The 15,150-nt window shown below is 69.3% G+C and carries 10 protein-coding genes and 1 riboswitch; of the genes, 4 read left to right on the forward strand and 6 right to left on the reverse strand.

Features of this window, described 5'->3' with window-relative positions; all coding sequences use genetic code 11:
* Window positions 1–5 precede the first annotated feature (5 nt).
* Window positions 6–1,409, forward strand: coding sequence for an L-seryl-tRNA(Sec) selenium transferase (gene selA / locus KEG38_RS29890; protein WP_272423317.1), 1,404 nt, complete (start codon window positions 6–8; stop codon window positions 1,407–1,409).
* A 3-nt stretch (window positions 1,410–1,412) separates the two neighbouring features.
* Here the strand turns inward: selA and KEG38_RS29895 are convergent, their stop codons facing one another.
* The 5 genes from KEG38_RS29895 to KEG38_RS29915 form a co-directional block, all read right to left on the reverse strand.
* The gene (locus tag KEG38_RS29895) at window positions 1,413–2,816 is read right to left on the reverse strand and encodes an MBL fold metallo-hydrolase (RefSeq protein ID WP_272423318.1); all 1,404 of its coding nucleotides are present in this window, start codon (window positions 2,814–2,816) and stop codon (window positions 1,413–1,415) included.
* Between the two features lie 9 nt (window positions 2,817–2,825).
* Window positions 2,826–5,459 (reverse strand): TonB-dependent receptor domain-containing protein, encoded by a 2,634-nt coding sequence (locus tag KEG38_RS29900; protein WP_272423319.1) that lies wholly within the window; start codon window positions 5,457–5,459, stop codon window positions 2,826–2,828.
* 77 nt (window positions 5,460–5,536) lie between these two features.
* On the reverse strand, window positions 5,537–7,153 hold the full coding sequence (locus KEG38_RS29905) for a serine/threonine protein kinase (protein WP_272423320.1): 1,617 nt from the start codon (window positions 7,151–7,153) through the stop codon (window positions 5,537–5,539).
* 222 nt (window positions 7,154–7,375) lie between these two features.
* Window positions 7,376–7,996, reverse strand: a complete 621-nt coding sequence (locus tag KEG38_RS29910; RefSeq protein WP_272423321.1) for a hypothetical protein — start codon at window positions 7,994–7,996, stop codon at window positions 7,376–7,378.
* Window positions 7,997–8,149: 153 nt separating this feature from the next.
* Entirely contained in the window at window positions 8,150–9,361 is a 1,212-nt protein-coding gene (locus tag KEG38_RS29915; protein ID WP_272423322.1) for a hypothetical protein, read from the reverse strand.
* Window positions 9,362–9,529: 168 nt separating this feature from the next.
* Window positions 9,530–9,685: riboswitch (cobalamin riboswitch) on the reverse strand.
* 434 nt (window positions 9,686–10,119) lie between these two features.
* On the opposite strand from KEG38_RS29915, the gene KEG38_RS29920 reads away from it, so the two are divergent.
* Genes KEG38_RS29920 through KEG38_RS56085 form a run of 3 tightly spaced genes read left to right on the forward strand, consistent with a single transcriptional unit; the run spans window position 10,120 to window position 14,263 of the window.
* Complete coding sequence (locus KEG38_RS29920) at window positions 10,120–11,808, forward strand: FHA domain-containing serine/threonine-protein kinase (protein ID WP_272423323.1); 1,689 nt, start codon at window positions 10,120–10,122, stop codon at window positions 11,806–11,808.
* A 35-nt stretch (window positions 11,809–11,843) separates the two neighbouring features.
* The gene (locus tag KEG38_RS29925; RefSeq protein ID WP_272423324.1) at window positions 11,844–12,482 is read left to right on the forward strand and encodes a hypothetical protein; all 639 of its coding nucleotides are present in this window, start codon (window positions 11,844–11,846) and stop codon (window positions 12,480–12,482) included.
* Complete coding sequence (locus KEG38_RS56085) at window positions 12,398–14,263, forward strand: BamA/TamA family outer membrane protein (RefSeq protein ID WP_372518199.1); 1,866 nt, start codon at window positions 12,398–12,400, stop codon at window positions 14,261–14,263. The genes KEG38_RS29925 and KEG38_RS56085 overlap by 85 nt, the downstream gene beginning before the upstream one ends.
* Here the strand turns inward: KEG38_RS56085 and KEG38_RS29930 are convergent.
* Entirely contained in the window at window positions 14,260–15,093 is an 834-nt protein-coding gene (locus KEG38_RS29930; protein WP_272423325.1) for an FG-GAP repeat domain-containing protein, read from the reverse strand. The two genes, KEG38_RS56085 and KEG38_RS29930, sit on opposite strands and share 4 nt — an antisense overlap.
* Window positions 15,094–15,150: the final 57 nt, after the last annotated feature.

Here is a 15,150-nt window from a genome sequence, read left to right on the forward strand (position 1 = left end):
AGCCGATGGGCGAGGAGGAAACGCGAGGGACAGGGAGCGTGGATCTGCGGGGCATCCCACGGGTGGACCGTGTCCTCGCGAATCCGTCCCTCGCAGAGGCCAAGCGCAAGCTCGGCACCGCCACGTTGACGCGTCTCGTGCGGCGATTTCTCGACGAAGCACGTGAAGCCGTGCGCGGCGGCGCGCCGTGTCCCTCCGTGGAGGACGTGGCGCTCTGCGTTGCGGCGCACGCCGAACGAACGCTCCGGACGCGCGCGCGGCGGGTGATCAACGCGACGGGCGTCGTGTTGCACACGAACCTCGGACGCGCCCCGCTCGGCGGGCGCGTGGCCGAGGCGCTCGCGAACTCGGCCGCGGGGTACACGTCGATCGAGATCGATCTCGCGACGGGCCGGCGCGGGCGTCGCGGCGCGTTCGCCGAGGACGCGCTCTCTGAGCTCTCGGGCGCGGAGGCGGCGCTCGTCGTGAACAACAACGCCGCGGCCGTGCTCTTGATGCTGGGCGCGCTCGCGGCGGGTCGGCCCGTCGTGGTGTCGCGCGGCGAGCTCGTGGAGATCGGCGGAGGGTTCCGTGTGCCCGAGGTGATGGCGCGATCGGGCGCGCGGCTCGTCGAGGTGGGGACGACGAACAAAACGCGCATCGCGGACTATGCGCGCGCGCTGGATGCGGCGCCCGACGCGGCGGCGATCCTGCGCGTGCATCAAGGAAATTTCCGGCAGGTGGGCTTCGTCGAGCGGCCGGAGCATCGGGCGCTCGCAGCGCTCGCGCGCGAGCGGAAGGTGCTCTTGCTGGAGGATCTCGGCGGCGGCGCGATCGTGGATCTCGAGCCGATCGGGCTTTCGGGTGAGCCAAGCGTACGGAGCTCGGTCGAGGCGGGATCCGACGTGGTTTGTTTCAGCACCGACAAAGTGCTCGGCGGGCCGCAGGGGGGGGCGATCGTAGGGCGCGCCGATCTCGTCGCGGCATGCCGGAAAGATCCGCTGGCGCGCGCATTGCGCCTCGGCCGGCTGCCGCTGGTCGCGCTCGAAGCGACGCTCGCCGCGTACCTCGAAGATGACCTCGACGCGATCCCGACCCTGGCCGCGTTGCGCGCGCCGCTCTCCGCCGTGCGCGCGCGGGCCGAGCGGATTCAGGTCGAGCTCGCGCAAAAGGGCGTGACGTCGTCCGTCGTGGAGCTCGGGGGCGCCGTGGGGGGAGGCGCGTGCGCCGAGGAGCCGCTGCCTTCGTTTGGCGTGGCGCTCGAAGCGACGGGCGGCGCGCTCGCAGCGATCGCGGAGCGCCTGCGCGCGGGAGATCCGCCGGTCCTGCCGCGCGTGCAGGAAGGCCGGATCCTCTTCGACGTGCGCACCTTGCTCGACGGCGAGGACGCGCCACTCACCGCGGCGATCGTGCACGCCGTGAAAGGTTGACCCTCAAACGATCTCGAGCCTGTCGTTCGGCGCCGGGATCACGATCGAGCCGTGTCCCCGGTCGCGCATCTTGTCGGCGAGCACGCGTTGCGGCTGCGGCTCGCCGTGCACGAGCGCGATCGTCCCGGCCGGCCCCCGCGCGCGGCACGCGTCCGCGTAGGCCACGAGATCCCGCTGATCGGCGTGCGCGCTGAAGCCGTTCAGGACCACGACGTCCGCGCGCCGCTCGCGCTCGACGCCGAAGATCCGGACGCGCGCGCGTCTCTCCACGAGCCTCCGGCCGAGCGTGTGTTGCGCCTGGTAGCCCACGATCAGCACGGTGTTCCGCGGATCCTCCACGCCGTTCTTCAGGTGATGGAGGATCCGGCCGGCCTCGCACATGCCGCTCGCCGAGATGACGATCGCGCTGCCTTCGCCGCCAAGTTCCTTGCTGCGCTCCTTGTCCTCGATGTACTCGAGGTCCTCGAAGTCGAAGGGCGTGTCCGTGCCGCGGAGGAGCTCCCGCGCTTCGGCGTCGTAACACTCGGGGTGGAGCTTGAAGACGTCCGTGATGCGGACCGTGAGCGGCGAGTCGACGTAGACCGGCACGCGCGGGATCTGCCCGGCCTTGCGCAGCTTCTTCAGCGCGAAGATCACCTCCTGCGCGCGCTCGAGCGCGAACGAGGGGATGAAAACCTGGCCGCCCCGCGCGACCGTTCGCGTGACCACGCGTGCGAGATCGTCCTCCATCTTGTCGACGCCGTCGTGCAGCCGATCGCCGTACGTGCTCTCGGTGACGAGGACGTCGGTGCCCTCGGGGACCTCGGGATCCCGCAGGATGGGCCGCCCGGCGCGGCCGAGATCCCCAGTGAACACGAGACGCCGCTTCTTCCCGCGCTCTTCGAGGTCGAGCACCGTGATCGCGCTGCCGAGCACGTGCCCGGCGTCGAAGAAGGTCAGGCGCACGCCGTCCGCGATCGATATCGAGCGGTGGTAGGGGACGGAGACGAACCGCGAGATCGCGTCGAGCACGTCCTCCTCGCCGTAGATGGGTTCGACGAGCTCGTCCTCGCGGCCCTCCCGCACGGATTGCTTGTTCAGGTAGCGCGCATCGGCCTGCTGGATCGCCGCCGCGTCGCGGAGCATGAGCGCCGCGAGATCCCGCGTCGCCGGCGTCGCATACACGAGCCCGTCGAAGCCGTTTTTCGCGAGCATCGGCAGCGCGCCCGAATGATCGATGTGCGCGTGGGAGAGCACCACCGCCGAGATCTCGCGCGCGGGCACGCGCAGGCGGCGGTTGTACTCGAACGACTCGCGCCGCCGCCCCTGGAACAAGCCGCAATCGAGCAGCACGGTGGCGTGCTCCGTGCGGACGACGTGCATCGAGCCGGTGACGGTCTGCGCCGCGCCGACGAACTGGATGTCCACGCGAAACCTCTACAGCGTGTGCTGGAAGAAGCCCATGATGCGGCGACCGACGCGGTTGCCGAAGGGATGCATCTGCGGCGCTTCGTCGGCGAGGCCCGCGAGCGCGTTGTACACGACGAGCGAGACCTCGCCGGTCGTGCTCGCGATCGGGAAGCGCCACCCGATGCGCCCGTTCAGGAGGGCATAACCGGGGACGTCGAAGGTCTGCACCTGGATGCCGGAGAGCGTGGCGACCTGCTCGGCCCAGCTCTGCGCCGACTGGTAGTGGAAGGTGATCTCGCCGTCGATGCCGGGCTTCGTGCGGAGCTGGACGCCGGCGTTGATCTTGTGCCGGCTCGTGCGCTGGTCCGTCGGCGCCGAGCAGCCGTCCGGTAGCTCCTGCGAGGACATGTTCAGCGCGTAGTTCGCGAAGATGTCGAGGCCCTCGATCGGGTAGACGCGTGTGCCGATCTCGCCGCCGAACACGTTCTGGATGTCGCAGCGGTTCAGCCACCCGCCGAAGCCCACCGTGTAGCGGCCCGTCTCCGGGTTGAGCCCGCCGAGCCCATCGGCGCGGTTCGCCAGCGTGAGCGGCCGTTCGCCGGCGAGCGCGATCAGATCCGTGATGCGGTTGTAATAGGCGGTTGCTTCGAACTCGAAGCGATCGCTCATCTGGTTCAGGTAGCTCGCCTCGGCCGTGATGATGCTCTCGGGCCGGAGCCGGAAGGCCTTGTCCTCGTAGCGCTGTGACGCCGAGATCAGCTCGACGCCCGGGAGCTGAAGCTGGATCGGCAGGTCGAGGTACGACTCGAGGAAGGTCGTGTTGCGGAACGCGGTCGAGGCGCTCACGCGGATCGACTGGAGGTCGGTCGGCTTGAAGATGAGCGAGCCGCGCGGCGAGACCTTCACGGTCTCGAGATAGGGCACGTAGTCGGCGCGGCCCGAGACGACGAGCTGCACGCGCTTGCCGAAGCGCAGCGTGTCCTGGAGGAAGAGCGAGCCCCAGTTCTCGATCGGCGTGTCGTCCTGCAGGTACGTCCAGGTGATCGACTTCAAGCGGTACGCGGCGCCGGCGCGGAGGCTGTGCTCGACCGACTTCGGCCACGTGACGTCCTTGAAGAAGTTGAGCTCGGCGTCGACGACGTTCTGGTTCGCCTGGCTCGGGAAGAGCGTGTGGCCGTAGTAGTCGTGGTTCGACGAGGTCTGCGCAGCGACCCGAGCGTAAAAGACGCGCGCGGAAAAGTTTTCGGTCTTGAAGAGCGCAGTGATGTCGGAGTTGTCGAAGCGGGCGCGGTAGTCGTTGAACGGGCCGATGCCGTAGACGTCGATGTCGCTGCGCGCGAAGCCACCGCCGATCTGGAGCTCGCGGTTGTTCTTGAAACGCTGCGCCAGGCGGATGTCGACACGCAGGTTCTCCGCGCCGAGGTTCTGGTTCGGATCGAAGACAACGATGTCCTTTCGGCCGTCCTGCACCTCGCGGGTCCACCGCGAATAACGCGTGTACCCGACCGACGCGCGATACCCGAGGTCGCCGTCGCGCCCGGTGGCCCACGCCGAACCGTAGCCCTGGCCGCTGTCGCCGTAGCCCACGCGGAAGCCCGTGCGTCCCTCGCCCGGCGCGATCGTGATGATGTTGACGACACCGGCGAACGCGTTCGCGCCGTAAAGCGCGGAGCCCGGGCCACGCACGACCTCGATGCGCTCGATCTGATCGACGTCGATCGAGAGCGTCTCCCAGAACGTCGCGCCGAGGATGTCGAGGTATGCGGGCCGCTGGCCGTTGATGAGCACGAGCAGCTTGTTCGCGAGGCGGCTGTTGAAGCCGCGTATCGAGGCGTTTGTATCGCCGCCCGTGATTTGCATGACGTCCATGCCGGGCACGCGACGCAAAAGCTCGGGGATACGCGTGATGCCCGAGAGGCGGATGTCCTGCCGCGTGATGATCGTGGTCGAGTTCGGCGAGTCGAGCGGGCTCTGGGCGCCACGCGAGGCCGTGATGACCGTCTCGCGGTAGACGTCTTCGTCGCGCGCCTTGCCGACGAGCTTGTTGACGTCGTCCTGCGCCGCCGCGTCGCCAGGCTTCGTATCGCCGGGTTTGGTGTCGCCGGGTTTGGTGTCGCCGGGCGTGGTGTCGCCGGGCTTCGCGTCGCTCGGCTTGGTGTCGCCAGGCTTCGTATCGCCGGGCTTGGTGTCGCCGGGCTTGGTATCGCCCTCGTTCGTCTTCGGCGGCTCGGTGGGCTTCGTTTGCTCGGCGCGCTGCAGCGCGAGCTTCTCTTCGAGCTGCTTCAGGACCTGCGCAGCCTCGGCGCGGTCGGACGGATCGGACGCGACGTACTGCTTGTACGCGTTGATGGCCTGTTCGAGGTTGCCGGCCTCGGCGTGCGCGCGGGCGATGTTGAAGAGGACGTTCGGGTGCGGAAGGATCTCCTGCGCGCGCTCGAGCTCCTTGATGCCCTCGGGATAGTTGCCCTTGCTGATGAGCTCCATGCCGGCGCGGAAGTGCCGCCTCGCCTCGGTGCGCGCGTCGGCCATCGCGGGGCCCGCGGAGAGGGCGGTGGCGAAGGCGAGGGCGAGCGCGACGAGCACGCGCGTCGGGCGCGAGCGTCGTGGCTCCGTGGAGGAAGAGGGCGCGTCACGGTGGGCGGATGAGGGCTCGGACGACATGGCGGTTTCTCGGGGGCAAACCGCACTCTACACGAGCCGGCACCACGCCTCACCGCCATTTCAGCGAAGCGCGCGCGTCAGTAGGGATCACTTTTGTAGGGATCCGGCTTGTAGTTCGGATCCTTGTTCCCGCCGGTCTTCGTCGTCGTGACGGGCGCGGTGCGCACGGCGCCCGCGGTGGCGTCGAGCGTGACCTTCACCTTCTCCTCGACGACCGTGACCTTGATGGTCTTCGACTGGTAGCCCTTCTTCGACAGCGTGAGACTGTGCACGACGTCGGCCGCAGCGCCGGCGCCGCGGAACGTCACGTCGCAGGGCGTGCCGCCGCAGAGCGTCTCGCTGCCCTCCATGACGCTCGCGCCGGAAGGATCACTCTCGATGTGCACGACGCGATCGCCCGGACGCGCGGGCGCCTGCGGCGTGGTCTGCGTGGGCGTGGGCGGCGGCGTCGTCGCGGGCGAGGCGCTGCTCGCCGTCGTGTCGCCGGAGCCGCGCGTCTGCGTGAGCGTGATGATGATGCCCACGAAGCCGAGCACGAGGACGCCCGTGATCAACATGAACCGACGCTTGCCGCTCTGGCCGGAGAGCGCGTCGGGGTCGGGCAGGGACATCGGCTGCGAGGCCGTGAGCGGATCGCTGAGCGTGTTCGGGCCGCTGAACCCGAGCGCCGCGGGACGCGCGCCGGAGAGCGAGAGCGACGTCGAAGGGCCGCTGTCGCCGGGCGGACTTGAAAGCCTGCGCAGCGGGCCCGAGAGGCCGGTCGTGTCGCCGGGCGGGAAGCTGTCGAGGCTTCGCGGCCGGTGGAACGCGCCGGACTGCCCGTAGGCCTGGTACGGCCCCGTCATCATCTCCTCGACGCCGCCGCCGCAACGCTTCAGCGCGCTGAGCAGCTCGTCCATGGTCCCGAAGCGACGCTGCGGATCCTTCTCGAGACAGCGGAGGACAATCGCCTCCATCTCCTCGGAGATCGCGAGGTTCGGGTTGTAGTGGATCATCGGCGGCGGCAGGTCGTTCACGTGCGCCATGAGCGTGCCGACGCCGGGGCCCTTGTCGAAGGGCACCTTGCCGCAGAGCATCTCGTAGAGCATCACGCCGAGCGAGTAGATGTCGGTGCGTCCCGAGACCTCCGCGCCCACGATCTGCTCGGGCGCCATGTACTTCGGCGAACCCATGAACAGGCCTTGCTGCGTGAGGTCCTCCGCCTCGCCGGTCACGTCCTTGACGAGGCCGAAGTCGAGGACCTTGACGTTGTCCCGTTCGTCGCCGTGTTGCGTCAGGAGCACGTTGCCCGGCTTGAGATCGCGGTGCACGACGCCGATCTGGTGCGCCTCGCGCAGCGAGCGACAGATCTGCCGGGCGATGTGGCAGGTGCGGCCCTCGGGGAACGGGCCTTCCTCGCGCAGCACGCGGTGGAGCGTCTTGCCGTCGACGAACTCCATCGCGATGTAATAGATGTCGTCGCTCTGCCCGTAATCGAACACGGTGACGGTGTTCGGGTGCGTGAGCTTCGCGGCGATCGACGCTTCGAGGAAGAAGCGCTTGTGGAACTCCGGATCGCGGTCGCCCTCGTACTTCGGGGAGAGGACCTTGAGGGCGCAGATGCGTCCGAGCGGCGCTTGCTCGGCCCGGTACACCTTGCCCATGCCACCGCGGGCGATGACGCCGACGATCTTGAAGCGACCGTCGATGGTCATCCCGATGAGGGGATCCGGCGCGGCCCCCCTCGGGTCATCGACGCCCTCCGCCTGCTGGTCTTGTCGGGACGCGCCCATATGTGGAACCTGGGCCATCGGGTTTTGGATCCTCGGCGAGCGGCGGCCCCCTAAGGCACGCTCCGGTTGCGCGAAAAGTCTGCCGGTCGCGCGCTCTTGTGTCAATTGTGCTGACCACTCGCCCCGGTGAGGGGGCCCAGGTGATCAGCCGAGGGAGGTTCGTCCAGGGGGCGTCGGCGTCGACGGAACGACCTGCCCCGATGCAGGACCCGGGCCCGGCGGCGGCGTCGAAGGGTTGATGGGCGCGCGCGGCGCGGAAGCCGGCGCGTCGGCCGCGGTGAGATCCGGGAGCGGGATCGCCATCCCGACGCCGCTCGGCATGGCCGCGGCCTTGGGGATCATCGGGACCTGCGCGGAAGGCGGAGTCACGGCGAGCATCGCAGGCGTGCTCACCTTGCCCGGGGACAGCGGGCGCGTGTCGGAGCCCTCCACGAGCACACCGTCGACCTCCATCATGAGCGTCGCCGAGGTGACCACGATGTGCCGGCCGAGCCGCTTGACGAGCAGGACCGCGCGCGCGCCGGGCGACCAGCGCGGCAAGACACGCGCCTTGTCGGACTCCTCGTCGACGAGCCACCCGACGAGCTCCGAGCCCACGAGTTGCGACGACGTCGCGGCCACGAGCTTGCCGGCCTTCAGGCGATACCGGCTGTTCTTCGTCTCGAAGACCCGATCGCCGGACACGTCGGGGCGCAGCCTTCCCTCGAGGAAGGCGTCGATGCTCACGCGGACGACGCGATCGGTGTCGGGCTCGAGGAAGTTCATGGCGCCTCCCATGGGGGAACCCCGTCATGCCTCGATTATCACGCCCTGTCGCGGAGATACATCCCCCCGACGTGCAGATGCCGAGAGACCACGCCGGCCGCGTTCGGTCGCATGGTCTCCCGGGCTACCACCTGGAACGGGATCCGCAGGGGATCAGGGGACGCGGGCCACGACCGCGAGGACCGTGGTGTCGCTTCCGCGTTGACCGACCACCCAGATCCGATCCTCGTCGTCCGTGAAGAAGGGGAGCGACGTGCCGGCCGTGGCCGCCGAGAGGAACACGCCGGGCGTGCCCTCGGCCACGACGGCCCCGTTTTCCACGCGGTAGCGCTGCGCGACGACGTCGAGCGAGTCGAACGTCGTTCCATCGACGGGCTGGAACGCGAGCACGCCGGCGTCGTCGGCCCCGGGGCTGATCGCGGCGAGGCTGCCCGCATAACCCGGCAGCTTGAAGAGCGACGCGCCAGCGGTCGGCCCCGTGCCCCGCGCGACCTTCTCTGCCGCGTAGCCGCGCGCTTCTTGATCACCGCTCGCCTCCGACATCACCACGAACACGTTGCCCGCGTGATCCGCGGCGAGCGGTCCGGACGCGACGCCGAATGTATCGACTGCGATCGGCGCGCCGCACGTCGCGTCGCCATCGGGCACGAGCCTCGGCATCGACGCTACGGTGCCGCAGGCGTCCGCCGCGTAGAGCGCGTTCGTCTTCGTCGCGGCGTCGTTCACGGGCGAGATCCCCGTGTAGATCAGCCGCCCGAGCGTCCCGTCGCCCACGCCGACGCCCGCGTAGAACCCGTTCACCGGGTAACGCGTCGCGACGGTCGTGTCGTCGAGCAGGATGATCTCGCCCGTGAGATCGGAGGCCGTGTACGAGACGACCGTCCAGCCGAAGAAGGGCAGGTCGATCGCTTGAGCCCCAAGGAACGTCATCGCCGGGATCTTCGTGTCGACGTCGGCCTTCGTGATCGTGAGCTTGCCCGTGGCGCCCTCGGGCGGCGTGAGGCGCTCGATCGTCACGGAGCCGGGCGCGGGCGCGGCGCTCACCGCGACCGGGCCGCCGTGCCTGCCCCACGTCGAGGGCGAGCCAATGACCACGTCGGATTCGTACAGCCCGACGACGCAGAACCCCGTGTCCTTCACGGTGAAAAGATCCGCGTACGTCGCAGGGTCGAGGCACGCGCTGCTGCCGCCACCGCCCGCGCCGCCGCTGCCGCCGCTGCCGCCGCTGCCACCGCTTCCACCGGTGCCGCCGTTGCCGCCGCTCCCGTTCGAGTCGTCGCTGCACGCGACCATCATCAAGCTCGCGCCGATCGCGAGGGCGAGCGCGAGCCGCGCGCTCTTCCAGCGTTTTGATTCGTCGTTCATGTTCGTCTCCGCATGGGCGACACACCCGCGCCCTCGGGTCTCGTGGGCGGGATCGAGCGATCCCGCCGAAGAGCGGCGCCGGTGTGGGCATGGACGGAGAGACGCGGACGCGAGGGCCCCCGCGCCGCATGCTTCACCCCGGAGGCCGCGGTCGGGCCTCGACGCAGCAGGTTTCCTGGCTCCCGGATCGTCCTCGGGCGGACCTTCCCGCGCGTTCGCGCCTCCCCGGCTCGCACCAGGGAAGAGCTCTCCGCGCAGTGGATCTTCCGCCTTCGTCCCCGGCTACAGTGGCGGGGGCCGCGCCGGCGTTGGACCGGCTTCCCTGTTGTCCGGCGCGTGCGCCCGGCGAGCCTCGACTCGCCGCACGAACGCGCCCACTGCTCGAGATCGACGGGCCCCAGAATTTCCATCCCGGGGCCAGCACGGGGCGGCGTAGGCGATGAACGAGCGTGCAGTCAAGAAGAGGTTCATCGACCGGAGCGCTCGCTCACTCGCGGGCCTTTCGGGCGTGGGGAGGCGACCACGGGGGGGCCACAAACGGCGGCGGGAGGGGGGATGTAGGGGAGGGGCCACGGGCCGCCCGGGCCGCGCGGTGGGCCCGGACCGACCCCGAAACCCCGGAAAACGCTTGTCCGCGCGGGAAGGTACTCGTTCTTGAAAAGGACTCGTTGCGCTCTTGCCCGAGATGGACGACGCTTGTGGGAAACCAGCACCGTCCCGACCCACTGGGCAACGAGGCGGCTGACCCTCTTCTCGTCGTGACCAACAGAACTCCTCCCCCCCCGATCACTCCCGGAACGGTCATCAACGACCGATACGAAATCCGACAAAGCCTCGGCAAGGGTGGCATGGGCGAGGTCTTCCTCGCATTCGACCGATCGACGCAGCAAGAGGTCGCGCTGAAGGTCGTGCGCGAGGAATCGCGCATGCCTGGCGACGACGAGGCGCTGCGGCAAGAGCTTTTGCTCGCGCGATCGGTCGCCCATCCCAACGTTTGCAAGGTCTTCGATCTCGCCCCGAGCCTCTGGGGACCCATCCTCGTGATGGAGAAGATCGCCGGACAAACCCTCCACACGCACATCCGGAAGAAGAAAGCGCAAGGCGGCTACACCGCCGACGAGTTCCGGAAGATCGCGTCGGAGGTGTGCAGCGGCCTCGCGGCGATCCACGCGCAGGGGCTCGTGCACGGCGATCTCAAGCCGGGCAACGTGATGGTGAGCGAAGGCCGCACCGTCATCCTCGACTTCGGCTTCGCGCAGGAGCGCGCCCGCGCCTCGGCGCGCAGGCCCGGGGCGCCTCCGGACGGCGGCACGCCGAACTACATGTCGCCCGAGCGCCTGCGCAACGGCGGCGCCAGCGTCGACGACGACGTCTACGCCATGGTGCTCACGCTCTGGGAGATGTGGACCTGTCGCGTCCCCGAGCCGGGCTACAAGCCGCGCGCGCGGCCGATGCGCCAGCAGATCATGTTCGACGTGCCCGCGGGTCTCGCGACCGACGAGGTCAAGCAGATCTTCCGCGGCATGAACGAAGACCCGACGATGCGCCCCCAGGCGCGTCACCTTCGGTTCTTCAACCCGACGCAGCTCACGACGAGCCCGATCCAGCTCCCGCGCGAGCGCCTCGAGCCAGGGCCGCCGCCGGGCCGCGCCCAGACCGCCGCGTTCACGCCCGGCGCGCAGTCGCTGCTCATCACGTACGCGACGAACGCGCCGGAGATCGTCGGGCAGATCCTGCCCCTCGACAAACCGATCATGACCCTCGGGCGTCGCGCTGATCAGGATCTCGTGATCCCCGAGGCGACGGTGAGCGGCCAGCACGCGTTGCTCCGCTGCCAGTCGGGCTCGTGGACGATCGAGGACCTCGGCAGCACGAACGGCAGCTACGCGGAGTTCGGCTTCGAGCGCAAGAGCCAGATCACCTTCATGCACAACGGCGAGGTCCAGGTCGGCGAGTGCCGCCTGAAGCTCGTGAGCTTCGGCCCCGAGTCGCCCTCGCACAAGCGCGCGCGCCAGTACCTCGCGAAGCGCGACGGCCTCACGGGTCTGCTCGTGCGCGAGCACCTCATGAAGGCCATCGACGAGGACGGGCTCTTCGCCGAGTGGGCCGAGGTGAACGTGCAGGTCGCGCGTTACGAGCTGCGCGGCCCGAACCGGCAGGTGAGCGAGAGGCCGACGATCCTCGAGATGCTCGCGCTGCGCAAGGCTGCCCAGCGCGTCGTCGACCTGACGGAGATGCTCATGTTGAGCCTCACGCCCGTCGTCGCCGGCCGCACCGGGCCGCTCAAGTTCGTGGTGTCGATGGTCGGCCACTCCCTCGAAGAGGCCCGCCACGTCGTCGAGCAAGTCCTCTCCCAGGTGCAGGGCACGCTGCCGGATTCGCTCGAGCTCACCGCCACCATCGTCAAGGGCGAGCCGGGTCGACCGGCCCGGACCCTCCTCGACTAACCCCGTGTTCTCCCGGTGAAGAGCATCGGCCGACGATGATCAGGCCCCCGCTGTCGTCGAGCCCGCCGTCGCAGCCGTCCCCCTACCGCTACCTCGGTCGCGGCGGGGGCGAGCGACCCGTGCGCATGCAGATCATTTTCGCGCTCGTCGCGGGGATGATCCTCGTCGCCGTGCCCCTGTACCTCTGGCGCGGGCCGCGGCCCGACTCGATCCCCTCGGCGGATGCCGCCGTTGCGGACGCAGGCACGCCGGTCGACGCGAGCGCCCCGGTGTTCGTCGTCGACGCGGGCCCGCCGCCAGTCACCCTTTCCCCGTTCACCACGATTCGTTGCGAGAACCCGGGGCCCGGGAAGACCCCACCGGAGCGGTGCGATCACGTTACCTTCTTCGAGGACGGCCTCGCCCGCGCCATCCGCGAGAACACAGCGTGCGCGCCCACCGGAAAGTCGCAGACCACCGTGAGCTTCGTGCTGGAGATGGACTTCCGCACGAAGAAGACGAACCTCTTCGTCGGCAAGTCGTCGAGCATCAAGCGCGACAAAGCGAAGGAGCTGCTTCGCTGCGTCAAGCGCGCCATGCCGAAGCCCGACTGGCCCACGATCCCGCACCAGTACGTCCGCTACAAGGTGAACGTCGTCGCGACGTACCCGCCCGCGGACAAGCTCGGGCTCTAGCCCTCGCGGCGCTCCTCGTTTCGTCGCTCTCCTCGCCCCTCGCGGGGGCGGCCGAGGAGAGCGACGAAGCGCTGCCGCCGCCTTCGTATTCGCCGTACGAGCGCGAGACGATCAAGGCGGTCGTCGCGGCGCAGGGCAAGACGCTCGACGAGTCGCCCGAAGGCAAGACCATCGAGGCCGTCGACATCGTCACGCTCGACGTCATCGAGCAGCGCGATCCGGTCCCGAACTTCGTCAACATCTTCCACGCCACGACGCGCAAGTACGTCGTGCGCCGCGAGGTCCTCCTCGAACCGGGCCAGCCGTACAGGCAGGAGCTCGCCGACGAGACGGGGCGCAACCTCCGCAACATCCCGCAGTTCTCGCTCGTGCTCGTGTTCGCGGTGCGCGGCAGCAAGCCCGACCGCGTGCGGCTCGTCGTCGTCACGAAGGACGTCTGGAGCCTGCGCGTCGGCATGGGCTTTCGTATCGCCCGGGGTGGCTTCGAGTACCTGCTCGTCCAGCCGAGCGAAGAGAACCTCTTCGGCACGCACCACTCCGCGCTCGTGCAGGCGTACATCCAGCCCGAGACGTACGCCCTCGGCGCGCGCTACTCGATCCCGCGTGTCGGCGGCAGCCGCATTCTTCTCAAGGCCGAGGGCAACGTCGTGTGGAACCGCGAGAGCGGCAAACCCGAGGGCTCCTTCGGCGCGTTTCAGTACGGCCAGCCTCTCTACTCCACCCACGCCGAGTGGTCGTACATCGCGCAGATCAAGTGGCGCTACGAGATCGATCGCCGTTACGTCGGCGGCCGCCTCGCCACCTTCGACGCGAAGTCCACCGAGCAGGACGACGCGATCCCGTTCCGCTACCGCGCCGACGTGCTCGCGGGCTCGTACACACTCACGCGATCCTTCGGTCGTCGCACGAAGCACGACATCAGCGTGGGCGTCGAGGCGACCCGCCGCGTCTACCGGCAGGACGATCTCGCTCGGTATGCGCCCGACGCCGCGCGCGAGTTCGTCGACTTCGCCGTGCCGCGCAGCGACACGCGCATCGGCCCCTTCGCTCAGATCCGCGCCTACTCCACGCGCTTCATGCGCGTGCTCGACTTCAACACGCTCGGCTTGCAGGAGGACATCCGGCTCGGCCACGACCTCCTCCTGCGCGTCTATCCCGTCTTTGCCGGGATCGGATCGAGCCGCGATTTCTTCGGCGCCACGGCATCGGCGAGCTACACGGCGCCGATGGGGGACGGCATCGCGCGTATCTTCGCCGAGGGCATCGTCGAGGCGCAGCCCGACCGCATCGCCGACGCCTCGCTCGAAGCCGGCGCGCGCATCCAGACTCCGCGCACGGGCATCGGCCGGCTCGTCCTCGACGCGCGTATCCTTCGTCGCTTCCGCAACTACATGAACCGGCGCTCCGTGCTCGGCGGCGACACGCGGCTGCGTGGCTACACGACGCTCGCGTACATCGGCTCGGACGTGCTCACGTACAACCTCGAGTACCGCGCGCGCCCCTTCCAGCTCTTCTCGTTCCAGCTCGGCCCCGTCGCGTTCTTCGATGCCGGCGACGCGTTCGACGGGTTTGACGAGATGCGCATCAAGCACTCGGTCGGCGTGGGCGTGCGCGCCGTCTTCCCGCAGCTCGATCGCTCCGTCATGCGTGTCGACTGGGGGTTTCCCCTGACGCGCGCGTTCGCCCCCGAGGGCCCGTGGCCGGGTCAGTTCGTCGTCACGTTCCAGCAGGCGTTCCAGATGCCGCAGATCCCGCTGCGCACGACCGACTTCGACTTCTAGCGCTGCGCGGAAAGGGCCGATCGGATCCGCGCGACGTGCGCGTCGAACGACGCCCGAAGGGATGCCGGGACCGGCTCCTTCTCGAGCGCCTCCATGATGGCCCCGCGCGCGCGACCTGCGTGGATCGCGTGCCACGCTTGCTCCAGCGCGCGGCGGACGCGCGTCACGTCATCGACCGGCGCGTCCTTCTCCTTCGGCGTCCGCAGCGGCGCGTCGGCGCGTCGCGTGTGAAAGGCGATCGCGGCCTCCGAGCGCGCGCGATATCGCCCGGCCTCGAACGTCGCGACCTCGACGAACGCGGGCCGGATCGGATCGTCTTGCGGCATGGACACGCGTCCCACGAGATCGAGGTGTCCGTCCTCGTCGACGTCGGCGACCTCCGTCGGCGCGAGCGTCATCTCGACGTCGTATTGCGCCGATCCTGTCGGGAAGATCCGGTGCACCTCGAGCGTGCCGCCGCTGCCTCGCAGCACCACGTCGAGCGTTCCATCCCCGTTGAGATCCGTGAGCGCGCGAAACGCGCCGTCCTCGTAGCCGCCGCTCGCGCCGGGGACGAGTGCGGCAACGAGCTCCGTCGCGTGATCGGCTGCATCGCGCGGGCCCACGGCGAGCACCACGCCGTGCACCGTGGCAGCGCGCACGGCGAAGATCTTTCTTCCGAGGATGTCCACGCTTTCGTAGCCCCGGACGACCACGTCGCCGCCCCCGCGCGGCAGCTTGGCGCGGATCTCCGACGTTTTCTGCAGGCCGAGGGCCCTCGTCTCCTCGTCGATCGCGGAGAGTTTGACCTCGATGTCGGGCGGCGCAGCGAACGCCGTGAGGGGGGGCATTTCTCCGCCTCCCCAGGGTGAGACCCGGTGGTCCGAGGTGCACCCAGCGAAACCGAT

Source organism: Polyangium jinanense, from assembly GCF_028435265.1.
In the GTDB taxonomy this organism is placed as follows: Bacteria; Myxococcota_A; Polyangia; order Polyangiales; family Polyangiaceae; genus Polyangium; species Polyangium jinanense.

Coding starts and splice junctions, on each gene's coding strand:
- KEG38_RS29905 (WP_272423320.1), bottom strand. CDS start 7,153: ATGACCATCGACGGTCGCTTCAAGATCGTCGGCGTCATCGCCCGCGGT.
- KEG38_RS29925 (WP_272423324.1), top strand. CDS start 11,844: ATGATCAGGCCCCCGCTGTCGTCGAGCCCGCCGTCGCAGCCGTCCCCC.
- KEG38_RS29910 (WP_272423321.1), bottom strand. CDS start 7,996: ATGAACTTCCTCGAGCCCGACACCGATCGCGTCGTCCGCGTGAGCATC.
- selA (WP_272423317.1), top strand. CDS start 6: ATGGGCGAGGAGGAAACGCGAGGGACAGGGAGCGTGGATCTGCGGGGC.
- KEG38_RS29915 (WP_272423322.1), bottom strand. CDS start 9,361: ATGAACGACGAATCAAAACGCTGGAAGAGCGCGCGGCTCGCGCTCGCC.
- KEG38_RS29930 (WP_272423325.1), bottom strand. CDS start 15,093: ATGCCCCCCCTCACGGCGTTCGCTGCGCCGCCCGACATCGAGGTCAAA.
- KEG38_RS29900 (WP_272423319.1), bottom strand. CDS start 5,459: ATGTCGTCCGAGCCCTCATCCGCCCACCGTGACGCGCCCTCTTCCTCC.